Source organism: Mesorhizobium sp. L2C066B000 (assembly GCF_000502335.1).
Taxonomy (GTDB): domain Bacteria; phylum Pseudomonadota; class Alphaproteobacteria; order Rhizobiales; family Rhizobiaceae; genus Mesorhizobium.
The window spans coordinates 349,942-365,765 of sequence record NZ_AYWZ01000004.1; the positions used below are offsets into that span (position 1 = coordinate 349,942).

12 protein-coding genes and 2 pseudogenes are annotated in these 15,824 nt (G+C 62.1%); 11 read left to right on the plus strand and 3 right to left on the minus strand.

All coding sequences use genetic code 11. The features are described 5' to 3' along the window. Positions 1-240: 240 nt before the first annotated feature. The 3 genes from aceA to X733_RS152250 all read left to right on the plus strand — a co-directional run bounded on the left by aceA (position 241) and on the right by X733_RS152250 (position 2,563). Positions 241-1,530, plus strand: a complete 1,290-nt coding sequence (gene aceA, locus X733_RS152260; RefSeq protein WP_023751978.1) for an isocitrate lyase — start codon at positions 241-243, stop codon at positions 1,528-1,530. A gap of 52 nt (positions 1,531-1,582) precedes the next feature. Continuing rightward, a complete protein-coding gene (locus X733_RS152255; protein WP_023669318.1) occupies positions 1,583-1,825 on the plus strand; it encodes a hypothetical protein in 243 nt (80 codons plus the stop codon). Positions 1,826-2,101: 276 nt separating this feature from the next. Then, on the plus strand, positions 2,102-2,563 hold the full coding sequence (locus tag X733_RS152250; RefSeq protein ID WP_023751977.1) for a response regulator: 462 nt from the start codon (positions 2,102-2,104) through the stop codon (positions 2,561-2,563). 29 nt (positions 2,564-2,592) lie between these two features. Here X733_RS152250 and X733_RS01000000166185 read toward each other — a convergent pair. Continuing rightward, positions 2,593-3,247 (minus strand): annotated as a pseudogene (locus X733_RS01000000166185) (HAD family hydrolase). Positions 3,248-3,335: 88 nt separating this feature from the next. On the opposite strand from X733_RS01000000166185, the gene X733_RS152245 reads away from it, so the two are divergent. From X733_RS152245 to X733_RS152230, 5 genes and pseudogenes are all read left to right on the plus strand, one after another. Further along, positions 3,336-4,160, plus strand: coding sequence for a class I SAM-dependent methyltransferase (locus X733_RS152245; RefSeq protein ID WP_023711778.1), 825 nt, complete (start codon positions 3,336-3,338; stop codon positions 4,158-4,160). A 29-nt stretch (positions 4,161-4,189) separates the two neighbouring features. Next, positions 4,190-5,131, plus strand: coding sequence for an ATP-grasp fold amidoligase family protein (locus X733_RS152240; protein WP_023832755.1), 942 nt, complete (start codon positions 4,190-4,192; stop codon positions 5,129-5,131). 102 nt (positions 5,132-5,233) lie between these two features. Beyond that, the gene (locus tag X733_RS152235) at positions 5,234-6,670 is read left to right on the plus strand and encodes a glutamine synthetase family protein (RefSeq protein ID WP_023669313.1); all 1,437 of its coding nucleotides are present in this window, start codon (positions 5,234-5,236) and stop codon (positions 6,668-6,670) included. 120 nt (positions 6,671-6,790) lie between these two features. Continuing rightward, a pseudogene (locus X733_RS01000000166190) lies at positions 6,791-8,076 on the plus strand (FAD-binding oxidoreductase). A gap of 275 nt (positions 8,077-8,351) precedes the next feature. Then, positions 8,352-9,197, plus strand: coding sequence for an SH3 domain-containing protein (locus X733_RS152230; protein WP_023692384.1), 846 nt, complete (start codon positions 8,352-8,354; stop codon positions 9,195-9,197). 26 nt (positions 9,198-9,223) lie between these two features. Here X733_RS152230 and X733_RS152225 read toward each other — a convergent pair whose 3' ends face one another. Both X733_RS152225 and X733_RS152220 read right to left on the minus strand, forming a co-directional pair. Next, complete coding sequence (locus tag X733_RS152225) at positions 9,224-10,519, minus strand: Mur ligase family protein (protein WP_031193252.1); 1,296 nt, start codon at positions 10,517-10,519, stop codon at positions 9,224-9,226. Positions 10,520-10,699: 180 nt separating this feature from the next. Continuing rightward, positions 10,700-11,446, minus strand: coding sequence for an SDR family oxidoreductase (locus tag X733_RS152220; protein WP_027049416.1), 747 nt, complete (start codon positions 11,444-11,446; stop codon positions 10,700-10,702). Between the two features lie 322 nt (positions 11,447-11,768). Between X733_RS152220 and zwf the strand changes: the two genes are divergently transcribed. The 3 genes from zwf (at position 11,769) to edd (ending at position 15,824) form a co-directional block, all read left to right on the plus strand. Continuing rightward, positions 11,769-13,238, plus strand: coding sequence for a glucose-6-phosphate dehydrogenase (gene zwf / locus X733_RS152215; protein WP_023669307.1), 1,470 nt, complete (start codon positions 11,769-11,771; stop codon positions 13,236-13,238). Beyond that, entirely contained in the window at positions 13,220-13,936 is a 717-nt protein-coding gene (gene pgl / locus X733_RS152210) for a 6-phosphogluconolactonase (protein WP_023701816.1), read from the plus strand. The genes zwf and pgl overlap by 19 nt, the downstream gene beginning before the upstream one ends. A 64-nt stretch (positions 13,937-14,000) precedes the next feature. Further along, a complete protein-coding gene (gene edd, locus X733_RS152205; protein ID WP_023747208.1) occupies positions 14,001-15,824 on the plus strand; it encodes a phosphogluconate dehydratase in 1,824 nt (607 codons plus the stop codon).

The following is a 15,824-nucleotide window of genomic DNA, read 5'->3' on the forward strand; positions in this document are numbered from 1 at the left end:
TGACAGGAATTTACACGACTTGCGAGCGATGAACGGCGCACTATCTTTTTACAATCATGACAGGTTTACAGCGGCAAGCAGTCAAACACAACACAGGTTTTCTCTTATTTTCTACCGGAAATGGCGGTTTTCCTCGCTCTCGTCACGGCGCAATGTAAATGATGTCACACACAGACGACGCACACCATCCCAGGGGCGCGGCGTTTCAAGACACTGGCATCGATTGATCTGGAGTGACCAATGACTGATTTTTACAATCTTGTCCCATCCGCGCCCGAAGGCCGCTTCGACGGCATCGAACGAGCCTATTCGCCGGACGATGTGAAGCGGCTGCGCGGGTCGGTCCAGATACGCCAGAGTCTTGCCGAAATGGGCGCCAACCGGCTGTGGAAGCTCATCCACGAGGAAGACTTCGTCAATGCACTCGGCGCCATGTCGGGCAACCAGGCGATGCAGCAGGTGCGTGCCGGGCTGAAGGCAATCTATCTCTCGGGCTGGCAGGTCGCCGCCGACGCCAACACCGCGTCGGCCATGTATCCGGACCAGTCGCTCTATCCCGCCAATGCGGCGCCCGAACTGGTCAAGCGCATCAACCGCACGCTGCAGCGCGCCGATCAGATCGAGACCTCGGAAGGCAACGGCCTGTCGGTCGAAACCTGGTTCGCGCCGATCGTCGCCGATGCCGAGGCCGGCTTCGGCGGACCGCTCAACGCCTTCGAGATCATGAAGGCGTTCATCGAGGCGGGCGCTGCCGGCGTCCACTATGAGGACCAGCTGGCCTCTGAGAAGAAGTGCGGCCATCTCGGCGGCAAAGTGCTGATCCCGACCGCCGCGCATATCCGCAACCTCAACGCGGCGCGTCTGGCGGCCGACGTGATGGGCACGCCGACGCTAGTCGTGGCACGCACCGATGCGGAAGCGGCAAAGCTTCTGACCTCCGACATTGACGAGCGCGACCAGCCTTTCGTCGACTACGATGCCGGCCGCACGGTTGAAGGCTTCTACCAGGTCAGGAACGGCATCGAACCGTGCATCGCGCGCGCCATTGCCTATGCGCCGCATGCCGACCTGATCTGGTGCGAAACATCCAAGCCCGATCTGGCGCAGGCCAAGAAATTCGCCGAAGGCGTGCGCAGGCATCATCCGGGCAAGCTGCTCGCCTATAATTGCTCGCCGTCGTTCAACTGGAAGAAGAACCTCGACGACGCGACGATCGCCAAGTTCCAGCGCGAGCTCGGCGCCATGGGCTACAAGTTCCAGTTCATCACATTGGCCGGGTTCCACCAGCTCAATTTCGGCATGTTCGAGCTGGCCCGCGGCTACAAGGCGCGGCAGATGGCGGCCTATTCCGAGTTGCAGGAAGCCGAGTTCGCGGCCGAAGTCCACGGCTACACCGCGACCAAGCACCAGCGCGAGGTCGGCACCGGCTATTTCGACGCCGTGTCGATGGCAATCAGCGGCGGCCAGTCGTCGACCACCGCCATGCATGAATCGACCGAGCACGTCCAGTTCAAGCCGGCAGCGGAATGAACCGATCGACATAACCAACAGAGGAAACGCCCGAAGGGCAAGGGAGAAGAAAATGGCATCGATAAGCCGCGTCAAGGAACGTGCAGAAGAGCAGTCCACCACGATGAGTGTCGACCAACAGGCGACCATCCGCATGCTGGCCAACGACCTGCACCGGCTCAATCAATCGGTGATGAAGGCAGTGGAGGCCGGCGTCTCGGTGGAACTGGTGCGCTCGGCCCGGCATCATGGCGGCGACGGCAATTGGGGCGACCTGCTGATCCCGGTGATCGTCACGCAGAAGAGTCACGGCTGATCTTCCCTAACGGAAGCTTTGTGCTTGTGGAACCTATGGACCCCGCCGCTCACTGGCCGATTTCAACGTCACCCGCGGGTTTTCAGCGCGGGTGACTTTTGCTTTTGAGCGTAAACTTAACTACAGTTCGAAAACAGACCTTGTCTCGGGGGTTTAATATTTCCGGCTATATTTCGCAGGTCCGTCATTTCAGCTTGACATGGCGGGCGATCTCACGCCAATTGGCTCTCGGATTTCAACCCTGCATTGAAGCAGCGCCGAGTGCCCGCCCCGCCCATGTGCCCTGTGAACCGCGAGACCGACACCGCCAAACATCTGAATTCGTCAAGCAGGGACGCGAACTCCGAGATATCAACGGATTTCTCCCACGTGCTGGTCGTTGGAAAATCGCCGATCAACCGGGTGGTGGTGTCGAAGATCGTCGAGAAGTCCGGACTGAAGCCGATCTCCGAGTCGCCCGAAATGGCGGCCAAGACATTGCGAACCCTCATTCCGGGCGCCGTCGTTCTCGATGGCGGCCCCGACAACGAGGACTGCCGCGCGCTGATTGCGGCCATCGACGCCTTGCGGCGGACATCTGGGCGGTCGCTCCCCAAGGTGATCCTGCTTTCAACCAAGACCGGCACGCCCGACAGCCTGGGTCTGTCGAGCGTGGTCGATGTGGTGGTAACCAAGCCGATCACCACCGAAAGGCTGCAGCCGGTGGTCGACCGGCTGATCAGTCTCGGGCGCGGCTGATCGCAATCCGCCCGAACGCGTGCGGGCGGTCAGCCTTCCTTGCCGATGCTCTCGATCAAAGCCGGCAGTTCGCCAAGATCTACAAGCTGACGAAAACGCGGTGCCTCGACCGGCGGCTCGACGTGTTCGAGCACCCAGGTCAGCTCGTGCGGCACATACACACCCCAGCTGCCGGCCTCGATGGCCGGCACCACGTCCGACTTGAGCGAATTGCCGACCATCATGCTGGTCTGCGGGCTGCCGTGACGGCCAAAGATCCTGGCATAGGTGGCGGCGCTCTTGTCGCTGACGATCTCGACGGCATCGAACAGGTCGCCAAGGCCGGACGCCGCCAGCTTGCGCTCCTGGTCGAACAGATCGCCCTTGGTGATCAGCACCAGATGGTAGGCGCCGGCGAGCCTTTCCACGGTCTCACGCGCATGCGGCAACGCCTCGACAGGATGGCCGAGCATATCGCGGCCGGCAGCCAGGATTTCGGCGATGGTCGAGGCCGGAACGCGGCCCTCGGTCACGTCGATCGCAGTCTCGATCATCGACAAGGTAAAGCCCTTGATGCCGAAGCCGTAGACGGCNCTCGGCATGATCGGCGAGCAGGGCTGCAAAGTGCTTCTCGGTCAGGCGGAAGAACTGTTCGTTCTGCCACAGCGTGTCGTCGGCGTCGAAGCCGATGGTGGTCAGGGGCATGGTCGACTGTCCCGTTTCAAGTGAAGGCAGTGATGTAGACGTTGTCGCCGCGCACTGCTAGCTACGGCAAGGGGAATGGTGGGCAACAATGCCGGAATTGGGCGCCTGGAAGCGTGAACTGGAGCAAATTCTGAGCTCCTTGCCAGGTCGCGCTCCGACCGAACTCATAAATGCCATCCGAGATCTTGGCATCGCCATGGGACACGATACCGGCGAGGCGTTGCTTGAAACCTACCCGGAGATCCTTTCGCACCGACCGGCGCTGACCGCCGCATTCGGCAAGATGGTGCAGGCGCAAGATGCCGCCGAGATCAGGCAGATGCTGGATCAGGACCTGAGCGGTCCGGCATCGTTCAGACAGATCGCAGCGGGGAAAACAAGCATCGGCGTGCTGTCATCAAAGGATGCCTATAACCGCCTCGACGAAGTCTTCGATCATGTCGATTTCAATAATTGCCGCCGCGCTGTCATGGTCGGCTGCGGCGGGCGACCGTTCACCATGTTCCGTATTCACGACCAGACAACTGTCCCTGAGATCATCGGCCTCGACATCGTTCCCGAAGCCGTCGAAACGGCAAACAGGCTCGCCGCCAAGCTCAGCTATGCGCGCATGCGGGCCGAGCTGTGCGACGGATGCGATTATGATTACAGCGACGCTCAGGTTGTCTATGTCGCGAGCATGGTTTCGCCTAAGGCAGCTGTCGTGTCTCGTATCGCCGATACCGCGGCCGAGACTGTGCAGATCGTTTTGTGGGAGCCTGTTTCGCTAGGCAGGCTTTGGGCTGAAAATGCGGAACGCACACTTGACCCTCGGCTAGAGGTCATCGGCCGCACGAGCATCTCGCGAAACATGACCAGAGACGTGTTCGTCGCCCGACGAGACGGTTCATCTTCGACCCGGCAGCTGGGCTGATCGTGTCGGCTCTTGGAAAGAGCGATCGAGTGATCCTCGCCCTGGCGCGGGCATGGTGCCTGGTGCGCCATCCCATGATTTGCAAACGCACATTCGACCATAGCGGCATGCTGCCGGATCCGGCGAGACCGGCTTCCTATGCAGACAAGTTCCTGTGGCGAAAGCTTTTCGATCACAATCCGTTTTTCACGACAGCTTGCGACAAGCTCGCCTCGAAAACCTACGCTTTGTCCACCTGCCCCGAACTAAAGACTGCCGAGGTCCTATGGTCCGGGGAAGACGCAACAAAGATTCCGGCGGAGGTTCTTGCCGGCAATGTCATGGTGAAGGCCAATCATGGCTGCCGCTGGAACATGATGGTGCGCAACGGTGAGGTGGACAGAGCCAGGCTGCGCCGGCGTACAGCTCGCTGGATGCGCCGTCGCTACGGCAGGAAATTCGGCGAATGGGGCTACAAGTACGCCAGCAGGCGCATCCTTGTGGAAGAGATGCTCCTTCAGGACAGTCAGCCTGTCGCTTTGGAGTACAAATTCCACGTGTCCAACGGGACGACGGCCTATGTCTATGCCGCACGTCGGGATGAGCACGGCAACGAACAGAAATGTCATTTCGACCGGGACGGAACCTATGCGCCGCCACCGCCAGGCAGCGGCCCCCAGTGGGTCCGGATCGACCTGCCGGCATCCTTCCCGCGCATGCTTGCCATCGCCGAGCGGCTGACCGTGCCGTTCGATCACATGCGTTGCGATTTCTACGAAATCGACGGCGCGATCTTCTTTTCCGAATTCTCGGTCTATCCGCTATCCGGCAAAGGCATCATCAACACAAGGCTCAGGGATCTGTGCGCAGACAGCTGGGACCTCAGCCAATCCTGGTTCCTGACCGCGCCGCAAAGCGGATGGCGCAGGCTCTATGCCGGTGCCTTGCGCAGATGGCTGGATGCAAATGCGCTGCCCGGCAAGGCCGTCTGACAGAGGCCGTCCAGCCTCGTTGCCGCACCTATCGGGCCGGCTCCCCTTCCCTTCCATCACCGGCAACAGCTATACTGTGATAATTGCAACCCAAACTGGTGAATGATGCCGCCTGCGAAAAAGGAAGTCCGTCCGTCGACCCGCGGAGGACGCGTCCGAACGCCTGCCTTCGTGAAAAATCAACGCGGCGTGAAGAACTGGAAGGAAGTCAGCGCTTGGCTGGAATGGCGCGGCATCGAAGACATAGAATGCATCACGCCTGATCAGGCTGGCGTCGCGCGCGGCAAGATGATGCCGTCGAAGAAATTCACTTCCAACACCTCGCTGGCGCTGCCATCGGCAGTGTTCATGACGACGATTTCGGGCGGCTATCCCGAGGATGGCAACGGTTTCCACTATCCGGAGGATGATGGCGACCTGAAGCTTATGCCGGATCTGTCGACGTTGACCGTCGTGCCGTGGGAAGAAGACCCGACGGCCGCCGTCATCTGCGACCTCGTCCATCAGGATGGCCGTTCGGTCGAGTTCACGCCGCGCAACGTCCTGAAGCGCGTGGTAGCAGCCTATGACAAGCGCGGGCTGAAGCCGGTGGTGGCGCCCGAGATCGAATTCTATCTGGTGCGCAAGAACCCCGACCCGGATTATCCGTTGACCCCACCCGTCGGGCGTTCCGGACGGGCAATCGGCGGCGGCGCCGGCTATTCGATCGCCGGCGTCAACGAGTTCGACGAACTGATCGACGACATCTACCATTTCTCCGAAAGCCAGGGCCTGGAGATCGACACGCTGATCCACGAGGAAGGCGCCGGCCAGCTCGAGATCAATCTGCGTCACGGCGATCCGGTCGAGCTCGCCGACCAGGTGTTCATGTTCAAACGCACCATCCGCGAGGCAGCGCTCAAGCATGAGATCTATGCCACCTTCATGGCCAAGCCGATCCAGGGCCAGCCAGGTTCTGCCATGCACATCCACCAGTCGATCATCGACAAGAAGACCGGGCTGAATATCTTTTCGGCGAAGGACGGCTCGGAAACCGACGACTTCTTCCATTTCATCGGCGGCATGCAGAAGCATGTGCCGAACGCGCTGGTGATGTTTGCCCCTTACGTCAATTCCTACCGCCGGCTGACGCAGTCGGCCTCGGCGCCGGTCAACAACAAATGGGGCTATGACAACCGCACCACGGCGTTCCGCGTGCCGCGCTCGGATCCGGCGGCGCGGCGTGTCGAAAACCGCATCCCGTCTTCCGACGCCAACCCCTATCTGGCGCTGGCGGCCTCACTTGCCTGCGGGCTGATCGGCATCACCAACAAGATCAAGGCCGAGCCTCCGGTGCTGACCACCGCAAACGCCGATGAGATCGACCTGCCGCGCGGCCTGCTCGAAGCCGTCGACCTGTTTGAGGGCGACGAGGAGCTGTGCGCCCTTTTGGGCAAGTCCTTTGCCGCAACCTATGCAGCGATCAAGCGGGCGGAGTTCGAGACCTTCATGGAAGTGATCAGCCCGTGGGAGCGGGAGTATCTGTTGCTCAACGTGTGAGCGGCGACTTCGTCGTGTGAATGGTGAATAGTGAATGGTGAGTAGTTTCATATTGGATGGATGAGCGCAGACGTCGTGCGTCTCGCAGCCATTCACCATTCACCATTGGCTGGTGTCCCCATGCCTTACCAATCACCTATCTCCCCCGGTCGCTCCTGGTACGAAGACACAGCCGGACCACGCCCTGAGTACCCTGCCCTGGACGGCGACCGCAGCTGCGACGTCGTCGTCGTCGGCGGTGGCTTCACCGGGCTGTCGGCGGCCGCTCATTTGGCCAAGGCGGGAGCCGACGTCGTTCTGATCGAGGCGCATCGCTTCGGCGACGGCGCTTCAGGGCGCAATGGCGGCCAACTCGGCACGGGCCAGCGCGCCTGGGCCGAAGAGATGGAGGCCGAATACGGCTTCTCCCGCGCCAAGGCGCTGTTCGACCTTGCCGAGGAGGCGAAAGCGCACCTGCTCGAATTCGCCGCCGTCAACCAGATCGACATCGACTATATGCCCGGCCAGTTGTCCGTGGCGCACAAGCCGCGTTATCTCGACGACTACAAGGCGCATGCCGAGATCATGGCGGGCCGCTTCAATTATCCGCACATCGCCTTCATGGATGCCAGGGAAACGGCCGAACGGCTGGGCTCCACACGCTACTTCGGCGGCACCCGCGACACCGGCACCGGACACATCCACCCGATGAAACTGGTGATCGGCACGGCAAAGGTCGCGGCAGCGGCCGGCGCGCACCTGTTCGAGCAGACACTATCGACCGGTGTTACCTCCAGCGGCGGCAAGGTCAGGGTGACGACTTCGAGAGGAACCATCACCGCCCAGAAATGCCTGATCGGTGTAAATGCCTATGGCGGCACGCTCGAGCCGGTGAGTGCCGCGCACATCATGCCCATCGGTTCCTTCATCGGCGCGACGGTGCCGCTGGGCGTCGATTCGAAAGTGCTGCCGGGCGGCGAGGCGGTCGACGATTCGCGTTTCGTCGTGCGTTATTTCCGCAAATCCAGGGATGGAAGGCTGCTGTTCGGCGGGCGCGAGGTCTATGGCGTCAACGATCCGAAGGACATCCATGTCCATATCCGCCGGCAATAGCCGAGCTTTATCCGGAACTGAGCGATGTCGAGATCACCCATGGCTGGGGCGGCTATGTCGGCATCACCATGCCCAGGAAACCGTTCGTGCGCGAGGTGATGCCCAATGTGATCTCGGCCGGAGGCTATTCCGGCCACGGCGTGATGCTGTCGAACTTCTTCGGCAAGCTCTATGCCCAGACCGTCGCCGGCAACCGCGACAGACTGAAGCTGATCGAGGACCTGAACATCCCGGCTTTTCCCGGCGGCCGGCGATTTAGAACGCCATTATTGTTCTTGGCACTGAACTGGTTTGCCCTGAGGGACCGAATATAGGGAAAGTATCTCATATCAGCCGTGGCTGGTACTGAGCCGATTCTATTGAGCTGTTGGTTGCCGCAGCGAGACGTTGCAGAATCCTTAACAAGAGCGCACAATTCCCCTGAGGGCGCACTGATGCCACAATCAAGGGCAAAGGATGCCGGTTCTGGGCGATTGAACGGGGATTTCTGCGGGCCTGCCCGCTTTGTTGTTGGGACCGATGCCGATCGAATGCCGGGCTGCCGGCGCCGATCGAAAGAACACCGGCTCATCTTTTGGAGGTGGCAAGAGTGAACGAGCCCTTCAGTTTCGGCGCGCCGGAACGTCGGCGCTTCGCCATGCAATTCGGTTATGACATGCGGCCCTCCTTCTGGCAGGGGGTGCGCACGAATTCGCATCTGGTGATCGCCGCGGTCGGCACCGCAGCGCTGCTTGGTGTGGCGGGCATAGCGCTTTGGCTGGCATTGCCGGCCAACGACCGGCAAGCGATCGCCAGCACACAGCAGAACGTTCCGACTTTTCCGGTCAAGACGACCAAGATTGCCCCGGTCGCGGCGACGGCTACCGCGGTAGCGGCGCCACAAGCCGCGCGCAAGGGCGACGCGGTTTCATCGACGGTCGCTGTGGGTGGGGCTGCGATGCCGCCGCTGTCGGCCAACGATCCGCGCTGGACTGCGGCGCAATCCAACAGCGACCCTGCCGCGACGCCATCCGATCAGGCGCCTGCCGAGCAGGCTGCCGCCAAACCGTCCGATGCCGCGGCATTCGAAGAACCGGCGGCCCAGGGCGACGCCACGACGCAGCTGTCAAAGGTCGCTGCTGCCGCCAATGACGACGACGCGGAAACCGCCGCCATACCGACGCCAAAACCGCAACTTCCAGACGAGCAATCTTCCGCCGCAACGAACGATACCCAGACCAAGGCCAAGCCACAGAAGGTGGCTGCTGCAGCCGGCACCGGACGCATCCTCAGGACAGTGACAATGCGCAGCGGTCCGCAGAAAAACGCCGCCGCCATCGGCACCGTGCCCGCCAAGTCATCGGTGCAGGTGATGAGTTGCAAGAAATGGTGCCAGATCGTCTACAACGGCAAGCGCGGCTGGATCTACAAGAGCTACATCAAGACCGGAGCTTGAGACACAGACGAAGCCGCCAGATCTGGTCAGCCGCCGAGCAGCCATCTGAAACGGTGTCTTCTGCGAGCAAGTTGGCGCTTCACCAGGAAATCCCGGTGTTCCTCGAACGGCACCTCATAGAGGCCGCACATTTGGCAGCTTTCGGACTTGCCGCATAGCGGGGTCCAGCATTTCACATCGTGCGTCCAGGCGAGCGCGATCCTTTCCAGATGAAGGTTAGACGAACTTTTCAGCAGAATCAGTTCTCCTGGGACCGCCGTCTGTTTGATGTGATCCGAAACTTCCTTGGGACTGCGAAGCTCAATGAACCGGCCGCTGTCGCGGTCGGCCTGGCTGGCGCGCGAGCGATGCGCATTGTCGCCCGTGTAGATGACCTCATCGGCGATTTCGCGCGCGATCTTGTATGCACTGCCGTATTTCCTCGGCGAGCCGGCGAAGTCGGATATCTGCCCAAGCACAATGCGCTTGCGAGCGACCTTGGCCTTTGCGATCATCTCCAGGGCAATGTTGAGCGAATGCCAGGGCGCTTTGGCCGTATCGACCAGGAATTTCGGACCCGCTGATACCTCTTGCACCGTAGAGCGGTTGGGCAGTGGTGCAAACGATGCCGTTCTCGCTACGACTTGCTCTGGCGGGACGCCAAGTTCCAAGGCGGCGGCAACAGCCGCTGCAGTCGGCAGCCAGAATTGCTCGCCGGGAAAAGGCGCTTGAATATTCAGGCTGCCACTGCGCCAATGAAGGGTGAACCGCAGCAATTCCGGATACGCGGCATGCACGTCACTCACGCGGTAGTCTGCCTCGCCGGACTGGCCGAAGGTCGCAATCCGGCATTTCGCGCCAGACGCCATGCCGATCACCAGTGGGTCATCGCAATTGAGAACCGCAAGTCCATCGGGTTGGAGTGCCTCGACCAGCGCCCGCTTCTCTCCCGCCACAGCTTCCAGAGTCCTGAACTTGCCGAAATGCTCCAGACGGATCATCGTAACCACCGCCACACTCGGCTTCAGCATCTGCGCCATGGCGCTGATCGTGCCGAAGTCGGAAGCGCCGGCTTCGAAAACGACGTAATCGACTTTGCCGGCCTTCCTCAGGCGCTTGTAAAGCGTTCGAACCAACACCTTCATAGTGTTGGCCAGAACCTGTGTGTGGACCGAACCGTGGCCAGCCAGGATGTGTCCAAGCAGGCTTCCCGCCGTCGTCTTGCCGGAGCTTCCGGTAACGCCGATGAAAATTGCCTTGCTTCGCGCCCGCGCACGCGTGGCCAGGTAAAGCCGCAGCCGCCATCCCAGATCATAGCGACTTTTCTGCTGCCTGATCTTCATCACCCGCCAACACTATCCACGATCCCGTTATGCCTTTCGGGTGATCGAGAAGTCAAACTGGGGTCCGGCGTGACGACGTCAACTGTTCGTTCCTCGGCCGGCCGGCGCACCGATGCGAACTTTTGCCGACGTTGCTCTGTCTGCCGTGCATTGCGAACAGCGAGGTACTTCCCGAATTGCTCAAATGCAGCGGCCGCCGTCGACCTCCAGCGCCACGCCGGTGATGAAGGCGGCTTCGTCCGACGCAAGCCAAAGCGCAGCGTTGGCGATATCGAGCGGCGTCGACAGACGGCCGAGCGGTATCGAGGCACGGAATTTCTCGCGGATCTCGGGCGTGTCAGTGCCCATGAATTTCTCCAGCATGCCGGTCTCGCCGGCGACCGGGCAAAGGCAGTTCACGCGGATGTTCTTGGGCGCGAGTTCGACCGCCATCGACTTGGTCGCGGTGATCGCCCAGCCCTTCGAGGCATTGTACCAGGTGAGCCCCGGACGCGGCCGCAGACCGGCGGTCGAAGCCGTGGTCAGGATGACGCCGCCGCCCTGCCGCTCCATGATCGGCACCACGGCAAGTGCGGCGTGGTAGATCGCCTTCATGTTGACTGAAGTGATCAGGTCGAAGGTCGCCTCGTCGACGTCGAGCATGTCGCCATTGCGATGGGTGTAGCCGGCATTGTTGACCATGATATCGATGCGGCCGAAGGCGCTTTTTGCGGCATAGACCATCTCGTCGAATTCGGAACGCTGCGAAACGTCGGTCTGGGTCCAGATCGCGGCCTGGCCGATCTCTGCTGCAACGCGCTCCGCGCCCTTGGCGTTGAGGTCGGCGACGACGACCTTGGCGCCCTCTTCGGCAAAGCGCCTGGCCATGCCTTCGCCGAAACCTGACGCAGCACCCGTGATGACGGCAACCTTGTTTTCCAGACGCATGCTTTTTCCGCTCATTGAAGACCCACCTCGCAAGCGCATTTTTCCTTTTTGTTTGATGCGTGTCTGTCTCCCAGAACCGCTTCGCACTTCTGGGCGACACGCATTAGCTTTCGTCACATTCCCGCTTTATGTTGCAGGCGCGAAAGCCCCGGGACCATCGCTTGACGAAAAGCCTCCGGGTGGCAGCCAGTGTCAAGGCACATTTGGAGCGAATCAATATGCAGTGATTTGGCCTTGATGTGACACCATGGCACTGGATAGTTTAAATCGATTAGATTATATCCTGCCGCGTCACAGCGAGCGGCGTCAAAGCGGACAGACCATGACCAGCCAGATCATTCCCGTCGAGCCTTTCGACTTCATCATTTTCGGTGGCACCGGCGACCTGTCGGAACGCAAGCTGCTGCCCTCGCTCTACCACCGCCAGCGCGACCACCAGTTTTCCGAGCCGACCCGCATCATCGGCACCTCGCGCTCCAAGATGAGCGACGAGGAATTCCAGGCTTTCGCCAAGCAGGCGATTTCCCAGCATGTGAAGCCGGCCGACATCGACGCCGAGGAACTCAAGACATTTCTTGCCCGGCTGTCCTACGTATCGGCCGACGCGACGACGGGTGCCGGCTTCGACAAGCTGAAAAAGGCGATCGGCGAAAGCGACCGCATTCGCGCTTTCTATCTGGCGGTTGCGCCGGCGCTGTTCGGCGACATCTCGCACCAGCTGAAAGCCCACAATCTCATCACGCCGAATTCACGCATCGTGCTGGAGAAGCCGATCGGCCGCGACCTCGATTCGGCGCGCAAGCTCAACGACGTGGTTGGAGACGACTTCCACGAAAGCCAGATCTTCCGCATCGACCACTATCTCGGAAAGGAGACGGTGCAGAACCTGATGGCGCTGCGCTTTGCCAACGCGCTCTATGAGCCGCTTTGGAATTCTGCCCATATCGACCATGTGCAGATCACGGTGGCCGAGACCGTCGGTCTTGAAGACCGCGTCACCTACTACGACAAGGCCGGCGCGCTGCGCGACATGGTGCAGAACCACATGCTGCAGCTGCTCTGCCTGGTTGCCATGGAGGCGCCATCGTCGATGGATGCCGATGCCGTGCGCGACGAGAAGCTGAAGGTGCTGCGGGCGCTGAAGCGCATCAACGGCAATGAGGCACCCAAGCACACCGTGCGCGGGCAGTACCGCGCCGGCGCCTCTGCAGGCGGCGCGGTGAAAGGCTATGTCGAGGAACTCGGCAAAGACAGCTCCACCGAGACCTTCGTCGCCATCAAGGCCGAGATCGGCAATTGGCGCTGGGCCGGCGTGCCGTTCTATCTCCGGACCGGCAAAAGGCTGGCGACCCGCGTTTCGGAAATCGTCATCGAGTTCAAGCCGATCCCGCATTCGATCTTCGGCGACAGCGCCGGGCCGATCTCAGCCAACCAACTGGTGATCCGGCTGCAGCCCGACGAAGGCGTCAAGCAGTTCATCATGATCAAGGATCCAGGCCCGGGCGGCATGCGGCTGCGCCAGATCCCGCTCGACATGAGCTTTGCAACATCTTTCGACGGTCGCGCGCCGGACGCCTATGAACGGCTGATCATGGATGTTATCCGCGGCAACCAGACGCTGTTCATGCGCCGCGACGAAGTCGAGGCGGCATGGAAGTGGATCGACCCGATCCAGAACGCCTGGGAAAGCGCCAGGCAGGAGGCGCAAGGCTATACGGCCGGCACATGGGGTCCCTCGGCCTCGATTGCGCTGATCGAACGCGACGGGCGGACATGGCACGAAAGCAATTGAGCGAGCCCGTCTATAACTGGAACGGCTTTGCCGGGCGCCAGGATCTGGCGGCAGCCCTTGCCGGCAATGTCGCGGCGCGCCTGACCAAGGCCATCGACGAGCGCGGCACGGCCCTGCTTGCCGTTTCCGGCGGCACCACGCCGGCAAAGTTCTTTGCAGCACTTTCGGCCATTCCGATCGCCTGGAACAAGGTGACGGTGACGCTGGTCGACGAACGGTTCGTGCCGGCCTCCTCGCCGCGCTCGAATGCGGGGCTGGTGGCGGCCAACCTGCTGCAGAACAAGGCGGCTGCCGCGCACTTCGTGCCGCTCTACCATGAGGCGGCAAGCATCGAGACCGCCGCGGCGGCCGACGATGCGGCGCTGAAGGCTCTGCCCTGGCCCCTCGATGTCGTCGTGCTCGGCATGGGCGGCGACGGCCACACCGCCTCGTTCTTTCCCGACGCCGAGAATCTCGGCGATTTGCTCGACCCAGCCTCATCAAGGATCGTGCTGCCGGTTCACGCGGCAAGCGCCGGCGAACCCCGGTTGACGCTGCCGCTGGCGCGGATCGTCGACGCCGGCTTCATCGCGCTGCATATAGAAGGCGAGGACAAGCGCACCGCCTTCGACGATGCGATGGGACCGGGCGCGAAAAAGCCCATCCGCAAAGTGCTCGAAGCGGCACCCACCCCGGTAGAGGTGTTCTGGGCACCCTGATTTCACGCAAAGTAGTCCCGGCAGACGGTGGAGGACGTTCTTCCGGGGCTCGAAAGGACCGACCATGACAGCCAGACGCGACATCGAAGCCATCACGGAACGCATCCGCCAACGCTCGAAAGCCGGCCGCGAGCGCTATCTCGGCCGCATCGCCGAGGCCTCCAGCCGCACCGCCAACCGCGGCGTCCTGTCTTGCGGCAACCTCGCGCATGGCTTTGCCGTCTGCAGCCCGTCTGAAAAGCTGGCGCTCGGCGCCGACAAGGTGCCGAACCTCGGCGTCATCACCTCCTACAATGACATGCTGTCGGCGCATCAGCCCTTCGAAACCTTCCCGGCGCTGATCAAGGAAGCCGCGAAGGAAGTTGGCGGCATCGCGCAAGTGGCCGGCGGCGTGCCCGCCATGTGCGACGGCGTGACCCAGGGACAGCCCGGCATGGAGCTGTCGCTGTTTTCGCGCGACGTCATCGCCATGTCGGCGGCGATCGGCCTGTCGCACAACATGTTCGACGCCGCCGTCTATCTCGGCGTCTGCGACAAGATCGTGCCGGGGCTGGTGATCGCGGCTCTCACCTTCGGCCATCTGCCGGCGGTGTTCGTGCCGGCCGGGCCGATGACGACGGGCCTGCCCAACGACGAGAAGGCCAAGGTTCGCCAGCTCTATGCCGAGGGCAAGGCCGGACGCGCAGAACTGCTCGAAGCGGAGTCCAAATCCTATCACGGGCCGGGCACCTGCACGTTCTATGGCACCGCCAATTCCAACCAGATGCTGATGGAGATCATGGGCCTGCATACGCCCGGCGCGTCCTTCGTCAATCCAGGCACGCCGCTGCGCGACGCGCTGACGCGCGAGGCGACCAGGCGAGCCCTGGCGATCACCGCGCTCGGCAACGCCTACACGCCGGTCGGCCGCATGATCGACGAGCGCTCTTTCGTCAATGGCGTCGTCGGCCTGCACGCCACCGGCGGCTCTACCAACCACACCATCCATCTCATCGCCATGGCCGCGGCGGCCGGCATCACGCTTACCTGGCAGGACATTTCCGACCTGTCGGAAGCGGTGCCGCTTCTCGCGCGCGTCTATCCGAACGGGCTTGCCGACGTGAACCATTTCCATGCCGCCGGCGGGCTCGGCTTCCTGATCCGCGAATTGCTCGACGAAGGCATCCTGCATGAGGATGTGCAGACGGTATGGGGCGAAGGCCTGAGGCCCTATGCGGTCGAGGCCCGGCTCGGCGAAGATGGCGGCGTCGTGCGTGAAGCCTCGCCGCTGCAGAGCGGTGACGAGAAGGTGCTGGCGCCGTTCAAGAAGGCCTTCCAGCCGACCGGCGGCCTGAAAGTGCTCGCCGGCAATCTCGGCCACGCCGTCATCAAGACGTCCGCCGTGAAGCCGGAACGCCGCGTCATCGAGGCGCCGGCCAAGGTGTTCGACAGCCAGCAGGGACTGAACGAAGCCTTCAAGGCCGGCACGCTGACCGGCGACTTCATCGCCGTCATCCGCTTCCAGGGCCCAAAGGCAAACGGCATGCCGGAACTGCACAAGCTGACCACCGTGCTCGGCATCCTGCAGGATCGTGGCCAGCGCGTCGCGCTGGTCACGGACGGGCGCATGTCTGGCGCTTCCGGCAAGGTGCCGGCGGCGATCCATGTAACGCCGGAAGCGGTCGAGGAAGGGCCGATCGCCAGGATCCATGACGGCGACATCATCCGGCTCGACGCCGATGCCGGCACGCTGGAAGTGCTGGTGCCGGGGCCCGAGCTCGCGCTGCGCCGCACGGCCGACATTGATCTCATCGGCAACGAGTTCGGTTTCGGCCGCGAGCTGTTCGCCGGTTTCCGCCAGCTGGTCGGCCGCGCCGACCACGGCGCCAGTGCTTTCGGCACGGCCTGA

Coding starts and splice junctions, on each gene's coding strand:
- X733_RS152250 (WP_023751977.1), top strand. CDS start 2,102: ATGTGCCCTGTGAACCGCGAGACCGACACCGCCAAACATCTGAATTCG.
- X733_RS152245 (WP_023711778.1), top strand. CDS start 3,336: ATGCCGGAATTGGGCGCCTGGAAGCGTGAACTGGAGCAAATTCTGAGC.
- X733_RS152220 (WP_027049416.1), bottom strand. CDS start 11,446: ATGCGTCTGGAAAACAAGGTTGCCGTCATCACGGGTGCTGCGTCAGGT.
- pgl (WP_023701816.1), top strand. CDS start 13,220: ATGGCACGAAAGCAATTGAGCGAGCCCGTCTATAACTGGAACGGCTTT.
- X733_RS152235 (WP_023669313.1), top strand. CDS start 5,234: ATGATGCCGCCTGCGAAAAAGGAAGTCCGTCCGTCGACCCGCGGAGGA.
- zwf (WP_023669307.1), top strand. CDS start 11,769: ATGACCAGCCAGATCATTCCCGTCGAGCCTTTCGACTTCATCATTTTC.
- X733_RS152255 (WP_023669318.1), top strand. CDS start 1,583: ATGGCATCGATAAGCCGCGTCAAGGAACGTGCAGAAGAGCAGTCCACC.
- aceA (WP_023751978.1), top strand. CDS start 241: ATGACTGATTTTTACAATCTTGTCCCATCCGCGCCCGAAGGCCGCTTC.
- X733_RS152225 (WP_031193252.1), bottom strand. CDS start 10,519: ATGAAGATCAGGCAGCAGAAAAGTCGCTATGATCTGGGATGGCGGCTG.
- edd (WP_023747208.1), top strand. CDS start 14,001: ATGACAGCCAGACGCGACATCGAAGCCATCACGGAACGCATCCGCCAA.